Annotated in this window: 18 protein-coding genes; 5 read left to right on the forward strand and 13 right to left on the reverse strand. The window is 54.5% G+C overall.

The window, feature by feature from the left end; all coding sequences use genetic code 11:
* Positions 1 to 9: 9 nt before the first annotated feature.
* The 3 genes from ACSV9I_RS07030 to ACSV9I_RS07040 form a co-directional block, all read right to left on the reverse strand.
* Positions 10 to 825: a Ku protein gene (locus ACSV9I_RS07030; RefSeq protein ID WP_438328071.1), complete on the reverse strand. Its 816-nt coding sequence runs from the start codon at positions 823 to 825 to the stop codon at positions 10 to 12.
* A 16-nt stretch (positions 826 to 841) separates the two neighbouring features.
* On the reverse strand, positions 842 to 1,738 hold the full coding sequence (locus ACSV9I_RS07035) for a Ku protein (protein ID WP_438328072.1): 897 nt from the start codon (positions 1,736 to 1,738) through the stop codon (positions 842 to 844).
* Positions 1,739 to 1,984: 246 nt separating this feature from the next.
* Positions 1,985 to 2,797, reverse strand: coding sequence for a hypothetical protein (locus ACSV9I_RS07040; RefSeq protein ID WP_438328073.1), 813 nt, complete (start codon positions 2,795 to 2,797; stop codon positions 1,985 to 1,987).
* Positions 2,798 to 3,582: 785 nt separating this feature from the next.
* Between ACSV9I_RS07040 and ACSV9I_RS07045 the strand changes: the two genes are divergently transcribed.
* From ACSV9I_RS07045 to ACSV9I_RS07065, 5 genes are all read left to right on the forward strand, one after another.
* Positions 3,583 to 4,341 carry a hypothetical protein gene (locus ACSV9I_RS07045; RefSeq protein WP_438328074.1) on the forward strand — a complete coding sequence of 253 codons (759 nt, stop codon included), beginning with the start codon at positions 3,583 to 3,585 and terminating at the stop codon, positions 4,339 to 4,341.
* A gap of 40 nt (positions 4,342 to 4,381) precedes the next feature.
* The gene (locus tag ACSV9I_RS07050; RefSeq protein WP_438328075.1) at positions 4,382 to 6,259 is read left to right on the forward strand and encodes a tyrosyl-tRNA deacylase; all 1,878 of its coding nucleotides are present in this window, start codon (positions 4,382 to 4,384) and stop codon (positions 6,257 to 6,259) included.
* A 106-nt stretch (positions 6,260 to 6,365) separates the two neighbouring features.
* Positions 6,366 to 6,935 carry a hypothetical protein gene (locus ACSV9I_RS07055; protein ID WP_438328076.1) on the forward strand — a complete coding sequence of 190 codons (570 nt, stop codon included), beginning with the start codon at positions 6,366 to 6,368 and terminating at the stop codon, positions 6,933 to 6,935.
* 377 nt (positions 6,936 to 7,312) lie between these two features.
* Positions 7,313 to 8,740 carry a mannose-1-phosphate guanylyltransferase/mannose-6-phosphate isomerase gene (locus ACSV9I_RS07060; protein WP_438328077.1) on the forward strand — a complete coding sequence of 476 codons (1,428 nt, stop codon included), beginning with the start codon at positions 7,313 to 7,315 and terminating at the stop codon, positions 8,738 to 8,740.
* 74 nt (positions 8,741 to 8,814) lie between these two features.
* Positions 8,815 to 9,936, forward strand: a complete 1,122-nt coding sequence (locus tag ACSV9I_RS07065; protein WP_438328078.1) for a glycosyltransferase — start codon at positions 8,815 to 8,817, stop codon at positions 9,934 to 9,936.
* A gap of 45 nt (positions 9,937 to 9,981) precedes the next feature.
* Here ACSV9I_RS07065 and ACSV9I_RS07070 read toward each other — a convergent pair whose 3' ends face one another.
* From ACSV9I_RS07070 to ACSV9I_RS07115, 10 genes are all read right to left on the reverse strand, one after another.
* A complete protein-coding gene (locus ACSV9I_RS07070) occupies positions 9,982 to 12,201 on the reverse strand; it encodes a hypothetical protein (protein WP_438328079.1) in 2,220 nt (739 codons plus the stop codon).
* A 55-nt stretch (positions 12,202 to 12,256) separates the two neighbouring features.
* Entirely contained in the window at positions 12,257 to 13,195 is a 939-nt protein-coding gene (locus ACSV9I_RS07075; RefSeq protein ID WP_438328080.1) for a lysylphosphatidylglycerol synthase domain-containing protein, read from the reverse strand.
* Positions 13,188 to 13,811, reverse strand: coding sequence for a class I SAM-dependent methyltransferase (locus ACSV9I_RS07080; RefSeq protein WP_438328081.1), 624 nt, complete (start codon positions 13,809 to 13,811; stop codon positions 13,188 to 13,190). The genes ACSV9I_RS07075 and ACSV9I_RS07080 overlap by 8 nt, the downstream gene beginning before the upstream one ends.
* Positions 13,798 to 14,814 (reverse strand): glycosyltransferase family 2 protein, encoded by a 1,017-nt coding sequence (locus ACSV9I_RS07085; protein WP_438328083.1) that lies wholly within the window; start codon positions 14,812 to 14,814, stop codon positions 13,798 to 13,800. Before ACSV9I_RS07085 ends, ACSV9I_RS07080 begins: the two co-directional genes overlap by 14 nt.
* A gap of 95 nt (positions 14,815 to 14,909) precedes the next feature.
* Positions 14,910 to 16,049, reverse strand: coding sequence for a glycosyltransferase family 4 protein (locus ACSV9I_RS07090; RefSeq protein ID WP_438328084.1), 1,140 nt, complete (start codon positions 16,047 to 16,049; stop codon positions 14,910 to 14,912).
* Positions 16,040 to 18,958, reverse strand: coding sequence for a glycosyltransferase family 4 protein (locus ACSV9I_RS07095; RefSeq protein WP_438328086.1), 2,919 nt, complete (start codon positions 18,956 to 18,958; stop codon positions 16,040 to 16,042). The genes ACSV9I_RS07090 and ACSV9I_RS07095 overlap by 10 nt, the downstream gene beginning before the upstream one ends.
* Positions 18,959 to 18,969: 11 nt before the next feature.
* On the reverse strand, positions 18,970 to 20,187 hold the full coding sequence (locus ACSV9I_RS07100) for an FkbM family methyltransferase (protein ID WP_438328087.1): 1,218 nt from the start codon (positions 20,185 to 20,187) through the stop codon (positions 18,970 to 18,972).
* Positions 20,184 to 21,044, reverse strand: coding sequence for an FkbM family methyltransferase (locus tag ACSV9I_RS07105; RefSeq protein WP_438328089.1), 861 nt, complete (start codon positions 21,042 to 21,044; stop codon positions 20,184 to 20,186). The genes ACSV9I_RS07100 and ACSV9I_RS07105 overlap by 4 nt, the downstream gene beginning before the upstream one ends.
* A gap of 2 nt (positions 21,045 to 21,046) precedes the next feature.
* Positions 21,047 to 22,285, reverse strand: coding sequence for an ABC transporter ATP-binding protein (locus ACSV9I_RS07110; protein WP_438328090.1), 1,239 nt, complete (start codon positions 22,283 to 22,285; stop codon positions 21,047 to 21,049).
* Positions 22,286 to 23,071, reverse strand: a complete 786-nt coding sequence (locus ACSV9I_RS07115; protein ID WP_438328091.1) for an ABC transporter permease — start codon at positions 23,069 to 23,071, stop codon at positions 22,286 to 22,288.
* Between the last annotated feature and the right edge of the window lie 17 nt (positions 23,072 to 23,088).

Genomic DNA, 23,088 nt, shown 5'->3' on the forward strand with positions numbered 1-23,088 from the left:
AGGCCACACTTATGACTTCGGGGATCTGGATTGGCCCTTCAGCGACTTCTTCAGCGCATCCATGATGTTGATGACGTTGCTGGGTTCCTGTGGGGTCTCCGGCGCCTTGGCTTTCCCTTGGGAGGGCGTCTTCAACGCCTTTTTCTTGGATTTGATCAGCTGCAACAAATTGTCCTGGACCGGGTCCGAGACCATCTCGGGCGACCAGTCGCGTGTCTGCTGCTTGATGAGCTTCTGGATGAGCGGCATCAGCTCGTCATCTGCCTTCTCATCGCCGATCGCGTCGAAATAGCTCTTCTCATCGCGCACTTCGTCGCCAAAGCGCAGCGTCCAGAGCACAATGCCCTTGTCGCGAGGCTCAAGCATGACGGCCCGCTCTCGCCGGGAGATCACGAGCCGTGAAATGCCAACCATGTTCTGGGCCCTCATGGCATCGCGAATGACGAGAAATGCTTCCTCACCCACGGCATCATTGGGGGACAGGTAGTAGGGCGTATCCAGCCAGATCCACTCGATATGATCGCGCGGCGTAAACATGGATATGTCGATGGTTTTCGTGCTTTCCAGCGCGACAGTCTCCAGCTCCTCGTCCTCGAGAATGACGTAGTCGTCGTCGCCGCGCGGATATCCCTTCACCTCATCGTCATCTGCCACCTCCTTGCCGGTGACGGTATCAACATATTGGCTGACCACGCGATTTTTCGTCTGGCGGTTCAACGTGTGAAACCGGACCTTCTCGCCTTCGGAAGTTGCCGGCATCATCTGCACCGAGCATGTGACCAGGGAGAGCTTCAGATAACCTTTCCAATAGGGTCGAACCGCCATGAATGCCCCCCCCCCCTTAACCTGCGCGCCGCGAGGGTGCTTTCGCACTCTTCGATTTGGACGCGCTCTTGCTCGGTTTGGCGCGACTGGCGCTGCTGTTTGCATTTGCCGCTTTGCGCGTTGAGGTCTTGCTCTTCGACTTGACGCCGGCGCTTTCCCGCAGCGCCTGCAAGAGGTCAACGGCTTTGGCGACCTTCACCTTTTTCTTCTTCGGCAGGGTGCGTCCTTCGATCTTGGCTTTCACGAGCTCGGCTACGGCATCCTCATAGCGATCATCGAATGTGCTGGCGTCGAAGCTGCCTTTCTTGGTGCCGATGATGTGCTGGGCAAGTTCAAGCATTTCGCCCTCGATCTTGAGATCCGGCAGATCCTCGAAGGCTTCGGCCGCCGAGCGGACCTCATAGTCGAAATTGAGCGTGGATGCGATCAAGCCTTTGCCATGCGGGCGAATGAGCACCGTGCGCAGCCGCCTGAACAGGACTGTTGTTGCAAGTGCTGCGACCTTCGCCTGTTTCATGCCATCACGCAGGATGACAAACGCTTCCAGCCCCATCTTGTCCGGCGTGAGATAATAGGGCTTGTCAAAATAGGTTGTGTCGATCTGCGCGCAGGAAATGAAACTGCCGATCTTGAGCGTCTTGTCGCTCTCGGGGACGATGGCTGCGACTTCCTCCGGCTCGAAGATGACATACCGGCCATCCTCAACCTCATAGCCTTTCACCTGATCGTCACGCTCGACCACCTCCCCGGTTTCACTATCGATAAATTCGCGGCTGACGCGGTTTCCGGTTTTGCGATTGAGGGTGTTAAACGCGATGCGCTCTGACGAGGAGGTCGCCGTATAGAGCGCCACGGGACAGGACACTTCCCCGAACTTGATGTAACCCTTCCAACTTGCTCTCGGGGATGCCATTGCGCCAACTCTCCTGACCAGAATTGCAGGTTCAACTGCGCATCAGCGAGATCGTTCCAGATGGTGACCGCGATTTGAGGTGCCGGGCGTTTGGGGTCGCTCTAATCGAGCCGCATTTGATGGAAGAAGAGACAGTTCGAGAAGAGGTCCCGGAAGTGCTGCACGAATAACTTTGGGGCCAAATGCGGCCTACGAAACCTCTGCAGCATTCTTCCTGCCGCGCAAAGTTCTGCCGTCGACGACGCCTCAAGTCGTCATGGCAGTTGTGACCAGAGCGAACTGGTAGGCGATGTCTCTAAGGACATTGGATTTGGCCGACCTGGCAATCGCCACAAAGGCGTCCTGCCGATGCACCATGCCGAGCCGCTCGGCCTTCGCCAGGATTTTCGTCACATGTGCGCGGCTGATGTTGTAGGCCTTGGCCAAGGCCTTGCGCGAAAACAAGACGCCAGCGCTTGGCCAGTTTGCCTCCATGCACGCGCGCAGAAGATCGAGTAGAATGGGGAAACCTGCCGCGTGGTTTGAGAACAATCGGATTTCGGCACTGAACAACAGGCGCCGTCCCGCCGAGTGCATCAACTGGTCAAAGCTGCCAACGAACATCGAAAGTTCGGTTGCGACGGTTGCAGGAACCCTGTCGCCGCGCCAGGGATACGTGACGGCGAGGTAGATTTCCGCCAGCTTGTGTATTCCAGTCTCTAGCCAACCCGTAATCGACCAAGGACGTTTGCGCAAATCCGCGGACGGCAAGACCTGCCTGGCGCACCCCGCCCATTCTAGCCATTCGACGAGTGCCCGGACACGTCGCTGCGAAGCCCAGCCGAGACGGACGATTCCGGCCTGAACTGCGGCAAGCGTGAAGGTGCCGTTCTCGCTGGTCGCGATGGCGGTCGCTCGCATGACGATGGAGAAGGCGCCGAAATCTCCGATGGCACGGACCAGTCGCGTATCGGCCTTGAAGAGTTCCGGTAAATGGATGCACAGGGCAGCCACTGACCGCATGAAGGACTGATGCGTGAGGATTTCACGCGCCAAAACGTCCAGTTCCAGTTGCACCATCAATGCCTCGACGCAATACAGATGATCTGCATAGGTTGTGCTATTTTTGGTTGTCAATAAACAAAGCTGGGCGCATTTGGAAAAGATGAGGCGCTAGCACCTGCTTGCGAGCGCTTAGCTGTTTTCGGGCATTTAAGTAAGCCAGCCTGGCGTCAGGGACGAACCACTATGATACCGACGCCTTCCGAAGCGTGCAGAATTACCCTTCATATTTAGGGATTTAGTCAGATCTCTTGACCTCGTTGGCAGATCTTTTCTGCCGCGAACAGCGCGCGCCTTCGTGTGCGGAGATCCGCTATCACGCTTTCTCAATTTTACGATTCCGCACGGAAGCTCCGTACAACCTGAAGCGAAGAGCGTGCATTTTGTTGCACTGGCGCGGAACGCGGGCACACGGCAAAACACCCTCATGGATTGCATTCGGCATCGGAGCTGCGGCGAAATCTATGAGGGTGTAAAGCCAGCTCAAGCAGCGCTCAGATGCCAGCCATCCAAATGCGAACCCGGCGGTCTGCCGCTGGACTTTAACCACATCAACCAGAGCGCGCTTCGACCGGTACGGCCGCAGCGCCCGCGCCCCTGCGCCCAGCGCCTGGCGGAGAGGCGCCTCGTCAATGAGGAGATGCACAATGCACATGCGTTACTCCAGACTACTGGCATCGGGCTGCCTATGCCTGTCGTTAGCCGTAGGGCCTCTTCTGGGCTCAAGCTTCCCCTATGCTGACCAAGCCATAGCTCGACAGATCGACGATGGTGAGCTGCAGGCTTTTAAACAGAGCCTCCAGATGGCTGTGGAGGCGCGCAATACGCTCGAACGGCATGCGAGCTGCCTGGTCGATTACGTCGGCAAGCTTGAAGCGATCACGGCCGATCAGGAACGCGCCTTGGGCGATTCCATCCAGCGCCAGCGCGACAGCGAGGCCGAGCTCGCACGATTCCGGCAGGAGGTCGAGGGCTTTGCGGCGGAAGCGGAAAGAGAGCGCAACAAGATGGAGGAGCACCGCGCCAATGTCGAGCGGGCGGCGCGGGAGCGTGATGAACAGGCTGAGCGTCTCAAAGTCTGCCGTGACGTCTTCTTCCTGTTTCCCGATATCTGCAATGCTGGCGAAGACGTCGTCAAGCAGTTGAACTGGATGAACGATGCCCAGGCCGACCTCAATGCGGCCGAGCCTCGCTTGCAGGAAGCGATCGGCGCGTGGGAGCAGGCGCGGCAACGTCTGGATGCCAGCACCCAACAGGCATCAAACGCGCAGCAGCAATTGGCCGAGGCGCAGAATGCTGTCGCCCGGACAGAAAGCGCGATCGCCAGCACCAAGCTTGTCGCCTCGCAGGTTCGCGAGCAGATCCAGCCTTTCAACACGCTCATTGCCGAGTTCTCGACAAGCCTCGATGAGGCCGCTGATCTCAATCTCGACGAGGCCCGCTGGCGCACCTTGAGGCGGGTCTCTTCAGAGACAAGCGCTCTTGCCGCCTCACTGCCTGAATTCGTTCGAGCCACCCAATCCGCGCTGCCTGAAGAGGCGCAACGGAGCTGCTCTCTGTGAGCAGAAACACCACCCGAAACCGTACTGAAAGGAAAATATCGTGACCAATACTGTCAGCAATTTCGAAAGTCGTGAGGCGCAGCTGAACAAAGCCATAGCGGCCGATGTTCAGACAATCCTCGACACCCCCAGCGCTCCCCTGCCGCCTGTGGATGCCGGTATCGTGCAGACCTTTGTCCGCAAGATCGAAGGGTCCTACAATGTCGAGCGCGCCAAGCGCGATACCGACAATGCGGTTGATCTTCTCTACATCGCTTACAACACGACACCGCAGAGGTTCGGCGACAGCCGCGTCAGTATTTCCACCATCATGAACAAGCTGATCAGTCTGCAGCAGCGCAGCGAAAGCACCATGCGCGGGGCAATGGGGACCGCTCAAACCATCGTGAAGCAGCTCGGCGAAGTCTATCCCGATTGGCTCGATATCAAGGACAGTGCCGATCAGAGTGAGATCAAGCAATTCGTGTCCAGCGACCTCCTGGCACTCGCCAAGGATATCCGCGATCGTTCGTTGAAGATCCGAGATGCTCTTCTTGTCATCGCCAAGGGCTATGACGAGGTTATTGCAGCCACGGTCAAGACCATCAACACCAATGAAATTGCCATGGGTGAGGAGCTTGAGCGCCAAGCTGAGCTGAAGCGCGAGTTGACGGAAACCCGCGCCAAGCGGGCTCAGGTGGAATCGCTGGTCACCGACCTGACCGATGAGGTCGCGGAGTTTGAGAAGAAGGCGCGGGAATACGAAGAAAAGGCCAATACGGCGGAAGAGCGCGCCTTCATCATGTCGATCATCCGCACCGGCGCCCAGATGATCTCCAATGCCATTCCGGCAATTGCGATGGCAGCCGCCGGCCCGGCCGGCATGCTGGCACCGATGCTTGGCGGGATGATGGGCGGGCAGGGCAAGGCGACCGGCGCTGATGCGGGAGACGGCCAGACCGATGGGCAAAAGCCAGTCGCGCAGCAGGGAGCTGGCGATCCGGCAGGCGCCGCGGGAGCAAAAACCAAGCTTTCCGAGCAACAAGCTGCACTCAAGACCAGCGAGGCCGACCGTGACCGGATCAAGGCGCAGATTGGCGAACTGACCGAGGCGCGCAAGAAGCTGGAGACTTCAGAAGGCACGGACGATCCCGCCTCTCCAAAGGCAGTGCAGCTCGCCGAAATGGACAAGCGCATCGCAGCACAGCAGAGCAAGCTGCAGGAGCAGGAACAGTCGATTACCCAACACAATACTCTGATCTCCAGCCTGCAATCGACCGTCGATGCCTTCGACAAGGGGCTTCAGCAGATGTCTGCCGAACAGCAGCAGCAAGGTGACAATCTGCGTGCCATGCAGATGAAGATGATTGACCGGGCCGAGGCGTTGGAGCGCGAGCGACGCACCCAGGCAGCAGACCTTGTGCGGCTCAATGCTATGCTGGCAGGCGGCGTGCAGCGGGAGGAGGAACTTGAAGTCTCGATCCGATGCCTGGAAATGAGTGTGACGGCTCTGAAGCGCATGAAGGAAATCGTCGAAGAAATGGCCTTCTTCTTCAAGTCCTTTGCCGATTTCATGCAGGCTGTTGCCGATGAAGCCGGCGATCAGATCAAGTCGGTCGAGGATGTCTCGAAACTTGAGGTGATCCGCAAGCACCGGTTTGCCCAGCTGATCCGTTCGGTCGACGAATTCTTCATCCGCCAGACGGCTCAGTTCCATGCCACCAGCATCGTCTGCGACCGTTTCGTCCAGAGCTTCGCCGATGGCTGGTCCAAGCTGAACAAGCTGTCCGGCGACTACATCACGGGCGAGCGGCTGAAGGCCTACATTCGCGACGCCTCTCAGCGCGTGAGCGAAATCGTTGCCGAGCGCCAGGCAGCAGCGGACGAGAAGATTGCAACGCTGCAATCCTATCGCGAACAGATCTCCAAGAGTGCCTGAAACGGGGCAGAATTCCCCGCAAACCCCAACCTAACCCCGTGAACCCAAGATCGCATCCGCCTCGGCAAGGGGCCGGGCGGATGTCGGTTGCCTTGAAAGAAGGAGAATGACAATGCCGCATACTTGGACACCACTGCAGTGGGCCGACTGGGCGAAGGGCAGGACAAGACAGCTTCTGGCAAATGGCTCGAACAACGTCCACATTTCGGCCCTGCGCACTCCCAATCGAGATTTCTCGACGGAAATGCTGATGATCGTCCGGAATACTGAAATTCGATACAGCACGCCGCTTGAGCTTTATCTGAAGGCGGCAAAAGTCGCCGTTGGTGGCAAAAGCGGAAACTGCTTTGAAATGCAAGCTGTGGCTCTGGCGCTTCTATTCCGACATGGCGTTTACCCCTTGCGGGCTTACTGCTTTCCGATCGACAAGGGCGATCACTGCTTCCTTGTCATAGGGAACGGAGACCATGAAGTTGTCTGCGATCCCTGGGCGAATGATGCCTATCCTTCGCATCAGTTTCCCGAAAAGATGAACGCGCTTTACGGAAACAATCCCCCTAATTTCGACGATCTGCAAATTCTTTGCGAGGTCCAGGAGGCTGGGTCAGCTGAAGCCTATGAACGTATCACCAGGGACCAGGAAGCACCGGATTCGATGGATATCTCCATCGACTAGCCGGCGGTAGGCGTCCGGAAATACGAAGGCCGGTGAGCACAGGGGGCACCGGCCTTTATTTAAACTGGTGATGGACTTAATTGGTGCTCCCTATACCGTAATGGTTGATCTCGCATCGCAACGTTCACTCCCCGTTCGACAGCCGCCGCAGTCATCGAAGGTGCAGGCAACATGCGAAGTCCTAGATGAGGGTGGTGAGCCCTATGGGATGAAGGTGTCTGCGGATTGTCCGCTCCTGGTTGAGACGCCTCGCTCAGCTTGTCTTACGCACAGGTGCCACTTTTCCACATCAGACCTGAGTAATAAGACATAACTGGTTTGCCAATCCTAAGGTGTGCCCATACAACCTCAAGCCGTCGACCAGCGGAGAGAGTGTTGTGACCCAAAAAATCATTCCTGTTATCATGGCCGGCGGCAAAGGCACGCGGCTCTGGCCCTTGTCGCGCTCCAGCGCGCCGAAACAGTTCATCCAGTTGATCGATGAAAAGACCCTCTTCCAGGAAACCCTGGAACGCGTTGCGGACGCCTCCGTCTACGAAGCGCCTGTCGTCATTACCAACCAGGATTTCCGCTTTACCGTGGCTGAGCAGGCCCGTGAAGTGGGCATCGATCTCTCTGCCATTATCCTCGAGCCGGTTGCGCGCAATACGGCTGCTGCCATCGCGGCTGCTGCGTTTCATCTCAGGCAGACGTTTAACGAGGACGCGATCCTTCTGCTTCTGGCCTCTGATCACGAGATCGATGCTGGCCGCGAGTGGAGCGATGCTGTCGTCACCGCGCGCGACACAGCAGCTTCCGGCAAAATCGTAACCTTTGGCATCAAACCGAGCGAGCCGGCGATCGGTTATGGCTATATTGAAGAGGGTGAGGTGCTCTCAACGGGCGTTCATAAGGTCAAACGTTTTGTCGAAAAGCCGCAGCTCGCCGCCGCAGAAGAGATGCTGGCAGCCGGCGGGTTCTTCTGGAACTCAGGCATCTTCATGTCGCGCGTCGATCTGCTGCTGAGCGAACTCGAAGCCTTCGCGCCAGCCGTTCATGAGGCTGCCGCGGCTGCAGTGGCTGCGGCAGCAGTCGATCTGGATTTTGTTCGTCTCGATGAGGAGAGCTTCCAGAGTAGCCCAGACATCTCCATCGACTACGCCGTGATGGAAAAGACGCAGAATGCAGCCGTCGTTACGTCAGCATTTGCCTGGTCTGATCTGGGGAGCTGGGATGCCGTATGGAAGCTCGGCGATAAGGATGCCAATGGCAACGTTGTCATCGGGCAGGCCACGGTCATGAACACGGAAAATTCTCTGGTCCTGTCGCGCGCGTCGCATGTTGCGGTCCAGGGATTGAAGGACGTGGCCGTCATTGCAAGCGAAGACGCCGTTTATGTCGGCCGGCTGGATGAGGCGCAGGAAGTCGGCAAGCTCGTCAAGGTGCTAGCACTGTCGAAGGAAACGTCACGTCTGACGGAGACCCATCCGACCGCCTATCGCCCATGGGGTGGCTATACCTCGCTGTTGAATGGCGACCGCTTCCAGGTGAAGCGTCTGTTCGTTCTGCCGGGCAAGAAGCTTTCGCTGCAGAAGCACTTCCACCGCTCGGAACACTGGATCTGCGTTAAGGGCACGGCCGAAGTGACTGTCGGCGATAAGGTGATGTTCGTGCGCGAAAACGAATCCGTCTACATCCCGCAAGGCGATCTGCACCGGCTCTATAACCCCGGCAAGATCATGCTGGAGATGATCGAGGTGCAGACTGGGTCTTATCTCGGCGAAGATGATATCGTCCGGGTGTCCGACGAGTTCGGACGCGGCTAGCTGCTGCTTCCTGACAATGGCGCCATCGCTCAGGCAGATGGCGCCACAGGCGGATTGAATTCGAGGATCTTGAAATGCGCGTTCTTCATGTCTTCAAGACCTATCATCCGGATACATTCGGCGGTGTCGAGCGGACAATCCACGCAATCGCAAAAGGGGCATTGGCGCACGGTATCCAGTCCGATGTGCTGTCGCTCAGCCGCGATCCGGCTGCCAACACCGTCGAGTTCGATGGTCACATGGCGTACAAAGCGAAACTCGATCTTGAATTCGCCTCCACCGGCTTTTCGCGCGAGGCTTTTTCAAAGTTCAGAGATCTGAGCGCAAAAGCCGATGTCGTACACTACCACTTTCCCTGGCCGTTCATGGATCTGCTGCATCTCCTGCATCCGCCGGGAAAGCCGACCATCGTCACCTATCATTCCGACATCGTGAAGCAGAAGCTGCTGCTGCAGCTCTACAAGCCGTTGATGCATCGCTTCCTGTCGAGCGTGACGCGGATTGTTGCGACCTCGCCGAACTACCTGGAGAGCAGCGAGGTGCTGCAGCGATATCGCGACAAGACAGACGTCATCCCGATCGGCCTCGACGAGGCGGATTACCCCCGCGCACCGCAGAAGCTCAAGGATCACTGGAGGTCACGCTTTCCCAAGCCCTTCTTCCTGTTTGTTGGCGTGCTACGCTACTACAAGGGCCTGCATACGCTGATTGAGGCGGCGAAGAAGGTGGATGCCGACATCCTCATTGCGGGGAAGGGGCCCATGGAAGGGCAACTGAAGGCGCAAGCGACAAGTGCGGGCCTTACCAATGTGCATTTCCTCGGCGCCGTCAGTGACCTCGACAAGGCGGCATTGCTCGAGCTTTGTACAGCCTTTGTGTTTCCGTCTCATATGCGGTCGGAGGCCTACGGGCTGTCGCTGGTCGAGGCGGCGATGTTCGGCAAGCCGATGATCAGCTGCGAGATTGGGACGGGGACAAGCTTCGTCAATAAGCATGGCGAAACGGGAATTGTGGTGCCGCCTGAGGATGCGGGCGCGTTGGGATCCGGAATGGAATTGATGCTTACTGCCAATGCCGGCCGTACTTATGCCAACCATTCGATAGATCACTATCGTATCCAATTACGAGCAACTCTAATGATCCAGCGCTATGTCGCGCTATTCGAAAAGCTACGCGGTCAAGAACTGTGGAACTGAGCAATATCATTTCCAATGGAGCAGTCGAAACCTTTCTTCGAGAACCTATCTTTGATCATGGGGTGATGGTACGAGTTCGTAGCTGTCAACGCGCACATTGTCACCCGCATCAACAAACACTCTGATTTCCAATCGCTCAACCTTGGTAGCGATATTGAATTTTTGATCAAAGATCTTATCGTACGGACAATTCTCTGTGCATAAAGCTGCGCTGGTTAGTACAGTTTGTCCATTGGCTGATGTCACGTCAGACCATGCCGTTCCGTTCGCTTTGCCCCTGATTGTCAGTCTATATTCACCTGGATTCATCGCTACATAGGGGCCGTAGAGAAGGAAGCCCTTCTTGTTTGTAGAGAAGATAGCGCCTCCCTTATACTCGCCGACCTGAGTGGCGCTATTGCTGGGATGCAAACTCTCCGCCGTCAAACATAGAGTACCAATGCATTGCTGCTCCAAGAAGCGCTCGACAATGTCGTCCGCGTCGAAGTCATTAGCGATTTTCGAAAGTCTGGCTACAGCGTAGTCATTTCTAAAACTAACGTCGACTAAGGTGCTTTTTTCGAGCTGTCGTGTAACCATTGATAGTGCTGGCTGATAGACATTCTCAATTTTACCTTTGTGAGCTGTGTCCAACATGTCAAAGTAAGGAAATATAACAACATCTCCATCTCTCTTCGCCAAAAATTTTAATGCGGCCTCAGCTAGTCCCATGTCTGTTTGCTGCGCCTTTGGATCCAAAAGAGGTTGCGGCCAGTTAAGCATGGCAGCGGCTAAATTCTTATCGCCGCCAATGTTAAAAGCGCGGATTCCAATGCGTGGGGCGAGGTAATTTACAAGAAAATCATTTCGAAATGGAAGGAAAGCAACTCTTTCACCGGGTTTAAGATCCGAGTCCAAGGCTGAGACGAGGCCTTTTTCGAGTTCCCCAAAATTCTCTCTGTTCGAGCGTGCTGATGCGAAGTTGGCAGGGCCTGGTATTAAAAGCAAGATGACCAAGCCGGGCACAGCTAATGTGACCGCCCTTCCGGCTTTCATTTCAGTCATGCACGAAGCAAGCAGCAACCAGACCCCCAAGAGGGCGAGGACCACCCAGCGATAGCTGGCCCTCATACTTGCAAAGCCGGGGATTCTTTCTGAGATCCATCCGCTGCCAGTCTCAAACCAGCCTTGCGACGCACTCATAAATGGCCCGTCTAAAAGGTGATCAGGTTGCTTGACCGTGAAGAGTTTTACTGTCGGCCCGAGCGACATGTATAGAGCAAAAAGCCCGAATGCAAGGCAAGCAAATGGCAGCCAACCTTGGGGACGTTTCCAGAAAAAAAATAACATTGATGCAAATAGAATTGGAGATATAAATGTAGTCCTCCATACGGAGGCATCTCCGTAATGTAATTTTGAAATTCGTTCCGAGCATGCTCCGAAATAGTCAAAAAACGACGATACGCCACAAGTTGGGACGAAGAAATATGTGATATCCGCTCCCCATCCGCGGAAGAAATCTAGCGTTGAGAGGTTAGAGTCCACATAAGGAAAGTATGATTTATATAGAATGTATGCGATGCCGAAGGAAGCAATATGTACGGGAAAAAGCCGGAGCGCTACGGAACGCGGGCCCTTCTTTGATGCAATTACAGAGCCGATGCATGTAGATGACGCTACGGCGAACATGACAAAGGTGTATCCATCTGTAAAAGCCGAAAGAAGACAGACGGCTGCAAATAAAAGAGAATCTAGTGCAAACCTTATTTTATTTTGAAATGGTGAATTGAGAATCCGAACTACTGACCAAAGATAGAATGGCATTAAGGCCATGCCAACAGCTGTCATGGAATAGCTTGCGTGATCCCACACCGCAGGCAAGCAAAGCCACATCGTCGCCATTAAGAATCCAGTAATGAGCGAGGTGCCAGCTATTCGAGCAAGTGCTGCTGCCCCTATGAAAGCTATGATGAGCCAGCCCGTGACGACCAGAGTGTAGGCATCAATCGCGTTTAGGCCAGCGGCAATCAGGAGGCCTGACGGATAGGCACCGCTTAGGCCAAATGCGATCGGGGATGGAAGCGGGTAACCCATGTTATTCGCATGGATAGCCAAGATTGATTCATTTGAAAATGAATATCCGAAACCCGCGATCCAGATGGCTTGCCCAAGCGTGGGAGCGGTAAAAAATGGAATTGAACCATTTACACTCAGCGCGAATATGATGCACAGAGCCGCAACGCTAATCTTGCGACAGGTCAGACCAAGAATATCATTGTACGGCATGCTTGGTATCTCCAGCGCTTACTGTGAATAAATGAATTCTGATATGCGGTATGTTTCATCTTTCCCGGAAAAGAAAGACGACCGCTACGACTGCATCACCAAGGACGGTCGAAAGCCGATGAGATAACGCCAGAGCCAAAGCCGCGGGCTCGTTTACTCCAAGCTTACTCAGAGCTGCAATCATCGCGGCCTCTCTAACGCCTAGGCCGCCCGGTGCACCAGGTACGATGAACCCGATTAACCAGGCCGCCGCACCAATTCCCATCAGTTGAATAACACTGATATCCAAACCGTTGACTGCGACACTCAGGATTTTCAACAAAACTCCATTCAACACAAAGAAAAGGGAATAGCAGAGGAGCGCCAGCGAGCCATTAGCCTGTGATAGCCGAATCTTGTTGATTGGGTTTCGATGCCGCGCCCATCTCACGGCGACAACACCGACAACTCCGATGAGTGCGGTCGCCCAGAATATCGTCATCGGAGAGATGTTTAATTGGTGACCCTGCTCCTTAATCAAGTGCCAACCGAAAGCGCCTGAAACCAGTGCGGCGGCGCTTGCCAATAGGAAAAACTCGACGAATTGTGCAATAATCAGGATTGTCGTTGAGACGCCGTGCAGGCGCGCTTCTGCTATCCGACCTGCCATATGGAATACGTTCGTCGGGAGATATTTGTAAATCTGCGTGCGGCCAAAAATCGCCAATGCAGTGTTGAGGTCAAGGGCTCTATCACCAAGGCTGACCAACACTTGCCACCACCCCGCACCGACAAATTGGAGTGTTAGCGCGTACAGAAATCCGCCGAGCAAAATGGAAAAAATCAGTTTGGAGGATGTGAAATAAGCCGCGACCGAGGCGCCGGAAAGCACAAGAGCATAGGCAATATATGCAAATGCGAGCGCGGTAAGGAGAATGCTAACAATGCGCCAAGCCGTCTTTGCGAGAGTGAGCTTAGTCTGCTTCGCGTCCTGCCTCCTATCCGTCTCAGTCACAACGGCACAGCACCATCGTCCACGGCAGCGGTTGTTTGATCGACACGATATCCCCGATTTTTTCGATTTCCTTAATAAACGTTCGTGATGACCAATGATGGATATGGCCCGGAGTATTGCCGAGGTCTTGAAGGTATTTTCCGCGGGCCATATTGAGAACCCGCCAGACCGGCTCCCTTGGCACGCTGACAAGGAGGTAGGGGGTGGCCAGGTTTCGCAAAGTCTCAAGTGCGCGATGTGTGTCAGGCACGTGCTCGAGCACCTCGCAGCAGATAACCAGTTCGCAAGCGGCCTCCTCTGGTGTGAGGTCGAACAGAGAGCGTTGGTAAAACAGGGGAGGGTAGTTTCTGGCCGCGCAGGCCATGTTGGCCTCATCGACGCTCACGGTTTCCAGATCGCTACCTCTTACCTCCCAGCCCCGCTCGCGCAAACGAAGTGAGAGATTTCCTTCCCCGCATCCCACTTCATAAGAGCGCTTGCTCCTACTCAAAGCGGTCAATTCATCAAATGACCGTAGAAATCCATCCATCAAATAGCGAGCAATCGGGTTCTTAGTGTTATACTTATCGTAATAATTGCCCGGAACGTTTTCGTATGTGGCTTCATCTATCCGCATTGTCGAGCTCCGAAATCAACGTATTCCCGCCGGTATTCGGTTTTTGAGCGGTGCCGGTCGCATTGCCAAGATCGATTTTGATGAGCCGAAGTCTAATGTCTTCGAGCAAAGTGCGGTTGACGGCAATCAGCTCGGCCAACAGGCCGGCCATGACCAGAATGCCGCCGATCGCAAAAAATACGGTCGAAAGGACCAGAGACTGAATGTTTCCTTGGCCATCGCCTATGCTGTAGTAATATAGAAAACGGAGAACGGCGAGAACTCCGGGCGTCACAGCAATCAGTGCGGCCCAGCTGAAGAAGCGGAGGGGAGCATAGACCATGAAAATGCGCAGCACTGTTACAACGGAGCGCATCACATAGTCTGGAATGCTTTTGACAAGGCGCGAGGGACGCAGATAGCCGTTTACGGAGACAGGTACTGACATTATCGGTATGTTTTTGCGGCCGGCCTGAATGATCGTTTCGAGCGTATAGGTATAGGGATTGAAGACGTTCAGCCGCATCGCCGCGTCGCGATGGATGGCGCGGAAGCCACTAGGTGCGTCGGCGACAATCGTATCGCTTGCAACTTTGACGACCCAGCTTCCGAACCGTTGCAGAAATTTCTTGACCGGGCTGAAATGCTCAATATCCGCAATGGGCCGAGCGCCAATGACGATTTGTGCTTCTCGGGCGAGGATGGGTGCAACTAAGTCGGGGATGCAGTCTGCGTTGTACTGATTGTCCGCATCCGTGTTGACTATAACATCAGCCCCCAAGCGCAAAGCATGCTCCAGACCGGCCACAAAGGCTTTGGCAAGCCCTTGATTATGTGGCAGAGAAATCACATGGTCTACGCCATGTCTATGGGCAACCTCGACCGTCCGGTCGGTTGATCCATCATCTATAACGAGCCACTCGACCACGTCGAACCCTGCGACCTTGCGAGGCAAGCGCGCCAAAGCAACTGGGAGGGCTTCTTCTTCGTTGAGGCACGGAATTTGTATAATCAGCCTATGCATATGCTACGCTCCGCTGACCAAAATTTGATGGTACTGCCCGCAGCGTTATTGTCTAGATAAGATTAAACATGGTTGATATTTTGGTACGGGGATCGTTAGTGGACGTCTCTGGTCTGAAGCCGGGCCGACGTGTCTTGCGTGACCGCAAGCTGTATCAGCGCCGTTGCTGCCATTTCCCATGGGAAGCGCGCGGTATTTAATCGTCCTAACTCGCCCAGCTGTTCCCGCAATTCACGATCGCTATGCAGGCGCTGGATCGCATCTGCAATCGCTGCTGAATCATCCGGATTAACGAAAACTGCCCCATCTCCCGCCACTTCCGGCATGGAGGAGCGGTTTGACGTGATCACAGGCACGCCGAAGCTCTGCGCTTCGATGATCGGAAAGCCGAACCCCTCATAAAGGGAAGGCATGAGCAAAAAGTCGGCCGAGGCATAAAGTTGCGCCAGTTCAGCATCTGACACGAAGCCGGTGAGGACGACGCGGTCTTGAATACCATGATGGCTGATCAACGCCGATAGATCACCCATTCGCCAGCCCTGGCCGCCGGCAATGACCAGCTTCAGGCCGGACAGGCTGGAAGATGGGATGGAGGCGAAGGCCTGAAGCAGTTGCGCAAGGTTCTTCCGCGGCTCCAGTGTGCCGACGAATAAGGCGTAGCGTTCCTTTTGCCCCTGATCGTCCATGGGTATCAGAGGTCGACCGCCTGGCGGGGGAAGGGTGGTAAGGCCTGGGTAAATGACATCAACTCGACCTGCCGCGTCCGGATAAAATGCGGTAATGTCTTCCGCCGTCGCTTCCGAGTCTGCGACAATATGGCGGGCACGCTTCAGAGAGGCCACCATAAATGCCCGTTCTCCCAGCCAAGTCTGCCAACGCATGGTCTCGGGAGCCTTGAGCCACACGAGATCGTGAATGGTTACGATTGTTGGGAGATCGACGGGCAGGCCGGGCGGCAGCCGATGTGCCGGTCCCCAGAAGAGGTCGAGTTGGTCTTGCTTGGCTGCCTTCGGAAGGGCCGTCATGCTCCAAACTGCGCGCCGCCAAGGACCTTTAAACGTCCCTATACGAAGCTCGCAGCCGCGCAATGGCGGGAGGGGTGTGTGGGGCGCCTCCGGCAGATACAAGATCAGTGCGTGCCCCTGCTCCCCCAGTGCCCGACACATTTCGAGCACGTAGCGCCCAATACCGCTGAGGCTGGGCACAAGGTTTCGGGCGTCGACGCCTACGCGCACGCCATATTCCTCGCGATATCCTCAATCCGCAAGACAAGCGGACTGCCCCACCAGCGTACGCCTTCTTGTACCATCTCAATACGGACAACGGCATCTGTGCGTTTTAGCCAATCGTTAGGAACTTCAACCGGCATAAATACTGTATCTTTCGGGGCGATTATCAAAGGTATCTCTGTGCGGTAACCTTCGTATAGAAGGCGTCCGTGCAGGTCAAAAAGGCGACACCCGAGGAAAACACCAAGCACTCTATCTTTGGCGCCTTTGCTTGACCACAATGCATCAGATTGATTGGCAATCTCAACGATGTACTTTTGAGCATCGTTGATGTCAGCGTTCATTGGCCCATCAATCAGACGCAGTGCGTGGCGGCTCTGGGGAGGATCCAGGGCGTCTGTCATCTCGAATTTTCCGATTTCCGCAGGATGGACAAAGGCAGCGGCATCTTCGGGCGTGTAGCGATGGTACCACCCACCATCCATGACGACTTGCCTCAGTTTCTCTGCACTCTGCGTCCAGTTTTCCCACGGTTTCACAGCTTTAAAGTCCTGCTTGCGAGGATTTGAAATATAGGTCTCAATGCAGCCAGCTAGTGCCTCGGAGTTGCCGACTTCAAAGAAGCTGCTACCAACCGATTTGGCCGAAACCTCGCGAAAAACCGGGATATCACTCGCGATAATCGGTTTGCCGAAGTAGCCAGCCTCGACGATTGGTAGCCCAAAACCTTCGGCAAAAGAGGATGCAATAAGGCAATCTGCGGCGGCATATTCCTCGCCGAGTTCGATGTCGGTTGCGCTGCTGCGCCAAAAAAGCCTTTTGTCGAACTGCGGATGGTTTTGCAGCATCCGCACAAAATGTTCGACGTTCCACCCCTTTTTGCCAACTATGGTAAGCTTTACATCTATATTTGCCTTCCAAAGTTTGTCGAAAGCATCGAGTGCGACGCGGTAACCCTTTCGCGGTTCGATTGTGCCAACCATGAGAAAGCCGGGAACAGTCGTATAAACAGCCTCTCGCGGTGCCGCTTCATGGATTGGAACGAAATCGGCACCAAGAGGCCAGAAGCCAACGTCGAGAGGACGAGGAAAACGAATCTGCTTCAGGATTTCCAGGAATTCATCCGCGACAGCCTTAGAAATGCACACGAAACCCGTCGAATAGGAAAGTGCCGCCTGGAGCCATTGAGAAAATACCGGTGGCATCCCAATGTGGCTGAAACCTGAGGCTCGCAGAGGCACCGTGTCGTACAGGCAGGTGGTGACTTTGGCGCCGCGAAGTCGGGCATTCATCAGGCTTCGTGCATGTTCTGCATGGAAAGTCCACGAACTGTCGAGCATCAAAATATGATCGCGTTGCGTGAAAAATATCCGCTCGCCTGTTCGTTTGGTTTCCTCAACGCCGATACTGATACGCCGTCCCTTAACCTCGAACCATTCGTCGCTATTGTCGCTGAAACCGACAATCACGGCTGTATCCGCACCCGAGGGCATTGCGTCGCAGATTTTTTTGACGACTCTTTGGATGCCGCTGCCGCCATCTGTAATCACCGTCGACGTCGCATCCAGGATAAGGCGTTGCGTTCCTGCCTCCCTGATTTCGGACCGAGCGAGACAACCAAGGATCAAGTCTCGTCGCAACCTTAATTCTTTCGCGGCGCGAAATGCTTTGCTTGCGACAACACCGTCCTCTTTTATTGAAAGCGAACCGGTTTGCCGCTGTGCGATACGCTTCAGCGCTTCAATCGTAATTTCCGCCGTGCGTTTCCATGAAAATTGACGAGCGTGATCAACGGCTTCAGTCGACAGGGTGGATTTTCCCTCCATGCTCAGAGCATGAGAAATATGGCGAGCGATGTCGGCGCGGTCGTGGGGATCGAAAAGGTGGGTTTTATCGATGATGACCTCGGGAAGAGCGCCCGCATTTGCCGCTATGACGGGGGTTCCGCATAAAATGGCCTCGAGGGCGGTTAGCCCAAATCCCTCCATAAATGAAGGTTGGATCAGCGCTGATACATTGCGATAGTAACTCAACAGCACGTCATCCGAGACGTGCCCGATGAGCTGCAGATTGTCTGCGGGAAGTTGAAGATCCGACCAGCTGCGTTTCAGCGAGGCTTCCGCGTGAACATTGAGGTCACCGACAACCAGGAATCTGACAACGTTTTTTTGAGCCTCTTCCAGCGTTCCGATCGCTTCAATGACGGCTGGCACGTTTTTGCGCCAGTCAAAACCGCCGACATAAAGAAGCGTGTTTCGTTCTCGCTGGTGCTGGGCGAGAGGCGGTCGCAAGTTCATGAAATGATCGGATACACCTGCCCCAATATTTACTGAGCGATCCACGCCGATAAGATCTGCCAGTTCCTGCTTGGCGAAATCCGATATGCACATATTCCATTGAAAGTTGCTGAAGGCTTCAAGCCTGCGCCGGTAATATTGGCTTGCTGAATTGTCCGAGAGATAACGATCGGGAAATCGATAGGGGATCGCATCGTAGAATATCGACGCGATTGGGACGCCACTTATTTCGTCAGGCAGCAGCGGAACGGCCTTGTCATAAGCGCCCTCAAAAGGGCTTGTAGAAAGCGCAACGTCGGGTGCGATGCATGAGACGTGATAGGCTAGGGCGGTCTCACTCAACCGACGCCTATCAGTTAGTCCTTCAATTGCTTCTCCTTGTTCCGCAACGCCATGCCAGACGTGAATGTTGTCGGGTTTGATCCATCTGGACAAGAAGTCACGCGCAGCAACAGCCTCCTGAGGCATCCCTGCGTTCAAAGACACGTGAAGGTCGACCGTCTGGCCTTGGTCCACAATGCCGCGAATGAGCCCTTCAACATAGCGGCCAATTCCGCGCATGCGACTGGCAGTTTGCAGGCATTGGCCATCCAGCCATAGCCGAAGTGTTTCAGACATTTGACTTCCTGCTATTCCTTATCGAGATCTTCAAATCTCTTAATCAATTCGGGCTCAACATCTAGGTTCCACGCCGTCATTCCTGGGGGGATTGTAGGGCGAAGCGACAGCGCCATTCCTCGGGCCTGCGCGGCCAATATCAGGCGTTGTTGCAAAACAGGCGAAAGCCGCAAGATTTTCAACAGAAAGCGTGCCAGTCTCGGACGGCTTCTTATCCAGAGCATAGAATGCGTCAGGAGACATTGCATGATGCGTCGAGGACGCGTACCCGGTCGAAGCGTTGCCCAAGCAGCCATGCCATCTTGAAGCCAGCGCGCCCTTAGACGGATTGCGCGTAAAGGTGAAGTGATTTTCCAAGAGGTAGAGTTGTACAGCTCTTGGATCACACACTCTAGCTCTCGGTGCGACTTCTCTAGCTCCTTGGAGGAATGGACTAATTTGTCTTTTTGTAAAAGTGCCTCAACAAGTTTAATCTTCAAATTTTCATGCTGGGTGGACAGGGTGTCGATCCGGTTGTTAAGTAACTCAGCGATTCGGGAGTTCGCCATTCCTGATACAGCGAACTCGTCAAAAACGTTTGGCGGAACTTGAAACGAAGCCTTCAAGTCGAGGTGTTCAGAGCTAACAAAGTAGCAATTTAAGCCATCGAAATAGCAAAGCTCATATCCACGATCAAAGAGTTGATGATGCCAAGCCCAGTCAACACGATTTTCTTTCGTGGGGGCTGTCGCTTCAATCACCACAATCCAAGGGCGAGATGCGGAAGAACCCCAGCTTTCGAGGACAGCACCTTCCATACCTTCAACATCAATCTTCATCCAATGGATGTCACGATCAGAATAACGATCGAGAATTTCAGATAAAAGGACTTGCTCAACAAATGTTTCACGACAAAGAAAACCTCTTTCTTTGTGTTGTCGCGCTATGTCGGGATTGCCAGTGCTTAAGCCCGTTTCTGGAAATTCGAAAAACTGGATATTGCCTTTGCCTAAGCTAACCGCATTCTGCAGAATGGTTTCGTCGGGCCGGTTTTCTCGTAATTTTTGAGCGTATTCAGATGTGGGCTCCAGGTGGACGCCGCGCCAGCCCTTTTCATAAAAGCTCCGGCTGACAGAATCGATAACCGGATCCTGCGCGCCGATATCCAGATAGAAACCGCTTTTAATGTGCTTCAGGGCACGCCACAACATTACGTCTTCGAAATTTTGGGCGTAGGAGATGAACATCATTTCTCCGGAAAAAGAGACAGCTGAGAAGCATTGCGGCTAATATGCGGGATAGTAACGCGCTCGTCGCCGGAGAAGAAGCTCGCGACGATGAGTCCGTCGCCGCTGAATGATTCTTGCACGTTGTGTTCGGCCAATATGCGCCCGCCGAGAGCCAGAATATGCGCCAGGCAGTCCTCATGTGTGGTTACCGAACCGGAGATCGAGCGATGATGGGTCGATACAACTATAAAACGAATTCGTTTTTGCTCGATTGCTTTTTTAGCGGACATCAGCAGAGGCAGCTCAGCCCCCTGGACATCGGCATGCAGGATCTCAATTACATCCTGTCCGCTGAGTTCGAGGATGGCGTCAACGTCATAGCAAGGCAAAACAACCGGTTCACTGACCGTTTCAACCGTACCCTGTAACGCTTGCTGTCGTGTGCCTCCAACGAAACCTTGAAGAAAAGTCATGCGATCCTGAAGGAGGTTCAGGCGGGCATTTTTTTCACCGATAGCCTTGTTATTCGGGTCAGGCTCGATGCACAGGCTTCTCGATCCCGGAATTTCATGAAGATACCAGAGACTATAGTAGGCCCAAAAGGAGCCCAACTCCACGAAAAGTGAATTATGTCGGCATGCACGAAGCAGCGCATGGAAAATGGCTTCTTCCTGAGGCTCGTGGTGACCGCCTAGTGCTCGGATCACATGCGCCATCCAGTCGCCGTGATAGCCACCAGCGACGACCTTCAGTCCATTGTGCATGATTTGAACATTGCCGTCGTCGCTCGGCAGAATGCGCCCAGCGTTCGAGACCTTTGGTATCCCATCGCAGTCGCCGCATCCGATTGTCATGAGGGTGCGTCCGAGGCTATCCATGACTAAATCCTTGATATGCTGAATGATGCAGGTAGGGCTGTTGTCCCAACAAACGTTGGCTGCGACATGTTCGCGACATCGAAAACAAGAGCGTTGTCAGTCCATTCATAATTACCCAAAGTGTGGTTTTCTGTCGCAGTCAAAGCCGCAGTGATGCCATAGGAGCCGGGTCCGAGCATACAAGGGAAATCGACGTCGAAGCGATAGACGCAGTTTGTAGCGGGAAAGCGAATAACTTGTTTGGTGTGAGCGGTGTTCGTGCCCCATACGATGTGGCCCGTTCGATCGCGCAGCATGAGGCCGAGTACGAGAGCTGATAGCTCTCCTGTAATTCGAGCCTCAACCCTTAGTAATAGGTTCTGGCCGGTTGAAGCCAACTCTATAGGCTGTTCCGTTCCTCTATCCAAAAGTTGAATGGCGGTTAGCTTTGCTTCGGCGGTTCCCGATCTGGTCCTCATCCAGCCGTCCTCGCCGCGAACTTGTTTTATGCCTCCACCTGCGTTTGCATTCTCGCGATCAGCAATCATCGCGTTGTAAAAGTCGACCACCTCATCTGGCAGTCCGTCCTTCAGCACGTGGCCCTTGTCCAACAAGATGACCCTGTCGCAAAGCGCGCGGACGTCACCCAGGCTGTGGGTGACAAGGATGATCGAAGTTCCCTGGTCCTTGAATTGACGGATCTTATCAAAGCTCTTGTGCTGGAAATAACTGTCGCCAACGGACAGTACCTCGTCGACGATCAAGACATCCGGGCGCCTGGCTGTCGCCAGAGCAAAGGCGAGGCGGGCTTGCATGCCGCTTGAATAGACGCGGATTGGCTGATCGAAGAATTCGCCGATCTCGGCAAAGGCCTCAATCGATGGCATCAGCCCGGAAAGCTCTTCCTGGGAGAAGCCCATAAGGCCGCCCGCATGATAGATGTTTTGCCGACCTGTGAATTCGGGATTAAAGCCCAGTCCAAGCTCAAGGATGGCGCTGATATGGCCGGATACCGTGATTTGACCGTGTGTCGGTCGTACGGTGCCGGTGATCATTTTTAACAACGTGCTTTTTCCAGCACCATTCTGGCCGATCAGGGCGAGCGCCTCTCCTGCCTTGACGTCGAATGAAATCTCTCGGTTTGCCCAGTACTCTGAAACAGGGGTGACATTTGCCCCGAACCAGCTTGCAAAGCGGTGTAGGTTGCTTTTGTAGGCCGCATAGCGTTTGCTTACGGCAGAAACGGTCAACACGCTGGTCATTTAGAGGGCATCCACCAGTTCGGGACTTGCGCGTCGGAACAGGATAAATGATGCCGCAACGGCAATCCCCGCTACGATAACTGACGGAATGAGGGTGGCGATATTCGGCGCCTGGTTGAGAAGGAGGGCGTCCTGATAAATCGCCACCAATCCGGTCATCGGATTGAGGTTAATGTAAGCTTGGACCTTTTGTGGCATGACAGCCTTCAAATAGACGATCGGGGTCAGCCAGAACCATAGCTGCAGGATAACCGTCATTATCTGCCCGACATCCCGCGCAAAGACGTTAAGAATACCCAGGAAAACGCCGAGACCAAATGCCAAAGCTGAAATCAGTACGATGCCGACAGGCACATAAATCCAAGCTCTGCCCGGATAATGCCCGAAAAAGATGAAGATGATGGCGATCGCTAAGAGCAGCAGCAGATGATTGATGATCGCCCCTCCCCAGACGATCACCGGAAGACAGAGCCTTGGAAACGCTATCTTTTTAAGGGCCGGTGCCTGCTCGATGAATATCGTCATGCTGCGATTCAATATCTCGGCAAAGAGCCCCCATGCTGCCATGCCAGACAACAGGTAAATCGGATAGGCTGCGCTGTTATCCATGTTTGGAATGCGCGCCTGCATTACCTCCGCCAGCACGATCGAAAATATCAGGGATTGCGCCAATGGGTGCAGAATGAACCAGAAGCCGCCGAGGTAGGAACGCGCGAAACGTCCTTTCAACTCTCCTCGAATGGATGACAGCATAAAATATCGATATTGCCAAAGGCTTCTCAGCACGATGCACAACTCCAGTT

The sequence above is a fragment of the Rhizobium sp. G187 genome, assembly GCF_051549525.1.
In the GTDB taxonomy this organism is placed as follows: Bacteria; Pseudomonadota; Alphaproteobacteria; order Rhizobiales; family Rhizobiaceae; genus Allorhizobium.

Coding starts and splice junctions, on each gene's coding strand:
- ACSV9I_RS07055 (WP_438328076.1), top strand. CDS start 6,366: ATGACAATGCCGCATACTTGGACACCACTGCAGTGGGCCGACTGGGCG.
- ACSV9I_RS07105 (WP_438328089.1), bottom strand. CDS start 21,044: ATGGATAGCCTCGGACGCACCCTCATGACAATCGGATGCGGCGACTGC.
- ACSV9I_RS07080 (WP_438328081.1), bottom strand. CDS start 13,811: ATGCGGATAGATGAAGCCACATACGAAAACGTTCCGGGCAATTATTAC.
- ACSV9I_RS07070 (WP_438328079.1), bottom strand. CDS start 12,201: ATGCCGTACAATGATATTCTTGGTCTGACCTGTCGCAAGATTAGCGTT.
- ACSV9I_RS07065 (WP_438328078.1), top strand. CDS start 8,815: ATGCGCGTTCTTCATGTCTTCAAGACCTATCATCCGGATACATTCGGC.
- ACSV9I_RS07045 (WP_438328074.1), top strand. CDS start 3,583: ATGGCTGTGGAGGCGCGCAATACGCTCGAACGGCATGCGAGCTGCCTG.
- ACSV9I_RS07030 (WP_438328071.1), bottom strand. CDS start 825: ATGGCGGTTCGACCCTATTGGAAAGGTTATCTGAAGCTCTCCCTGGTC.
- ACSV9I_RS07095 (WP_438328086.1), bottom strand. CDS start 18,958: ATGTCTGAAACACTTCGGCTATGGCTGGATGGCCAATGCCTGCAAACT.
- ACSV9I_RS07110 (WP_438328090.1), bottom strand. CDS start 22,285: ATGACCAGCGTGTTGACCGTTTCTGCCGTAAGCAAACGCTATGCGGCC.
- ACSV9I_RS07085 (WP_438328083.1), bottom strand. CDS start 14,814: ATGCATAGGCTGATTATACAAATTCCGTGCCTCAACGAAGAAGAAGCC.
- ACSV9I_RS07100 (WP_438328087.1), bottom strand. CDS start 20,187: ATGATGTTCATCTCCTACGCCCAAAATTTCGAAGACGTAATGTTGTGG.
- ACSV9I_RS07040 (WP_438328073.1), bottom strand. CDS start 2,797: ATGGTGCAACTGGAACTGGACGTTTTGGCGCGTGAAATCCTCACGCAT.
- ACSV9I_RS07035 (WP_438328072.1), bottom strand. CDS start 1,738: ATGGCATCCCCGAGAGCAAGTTGGAAGGGTTACATCAAGTTCGGGGAA.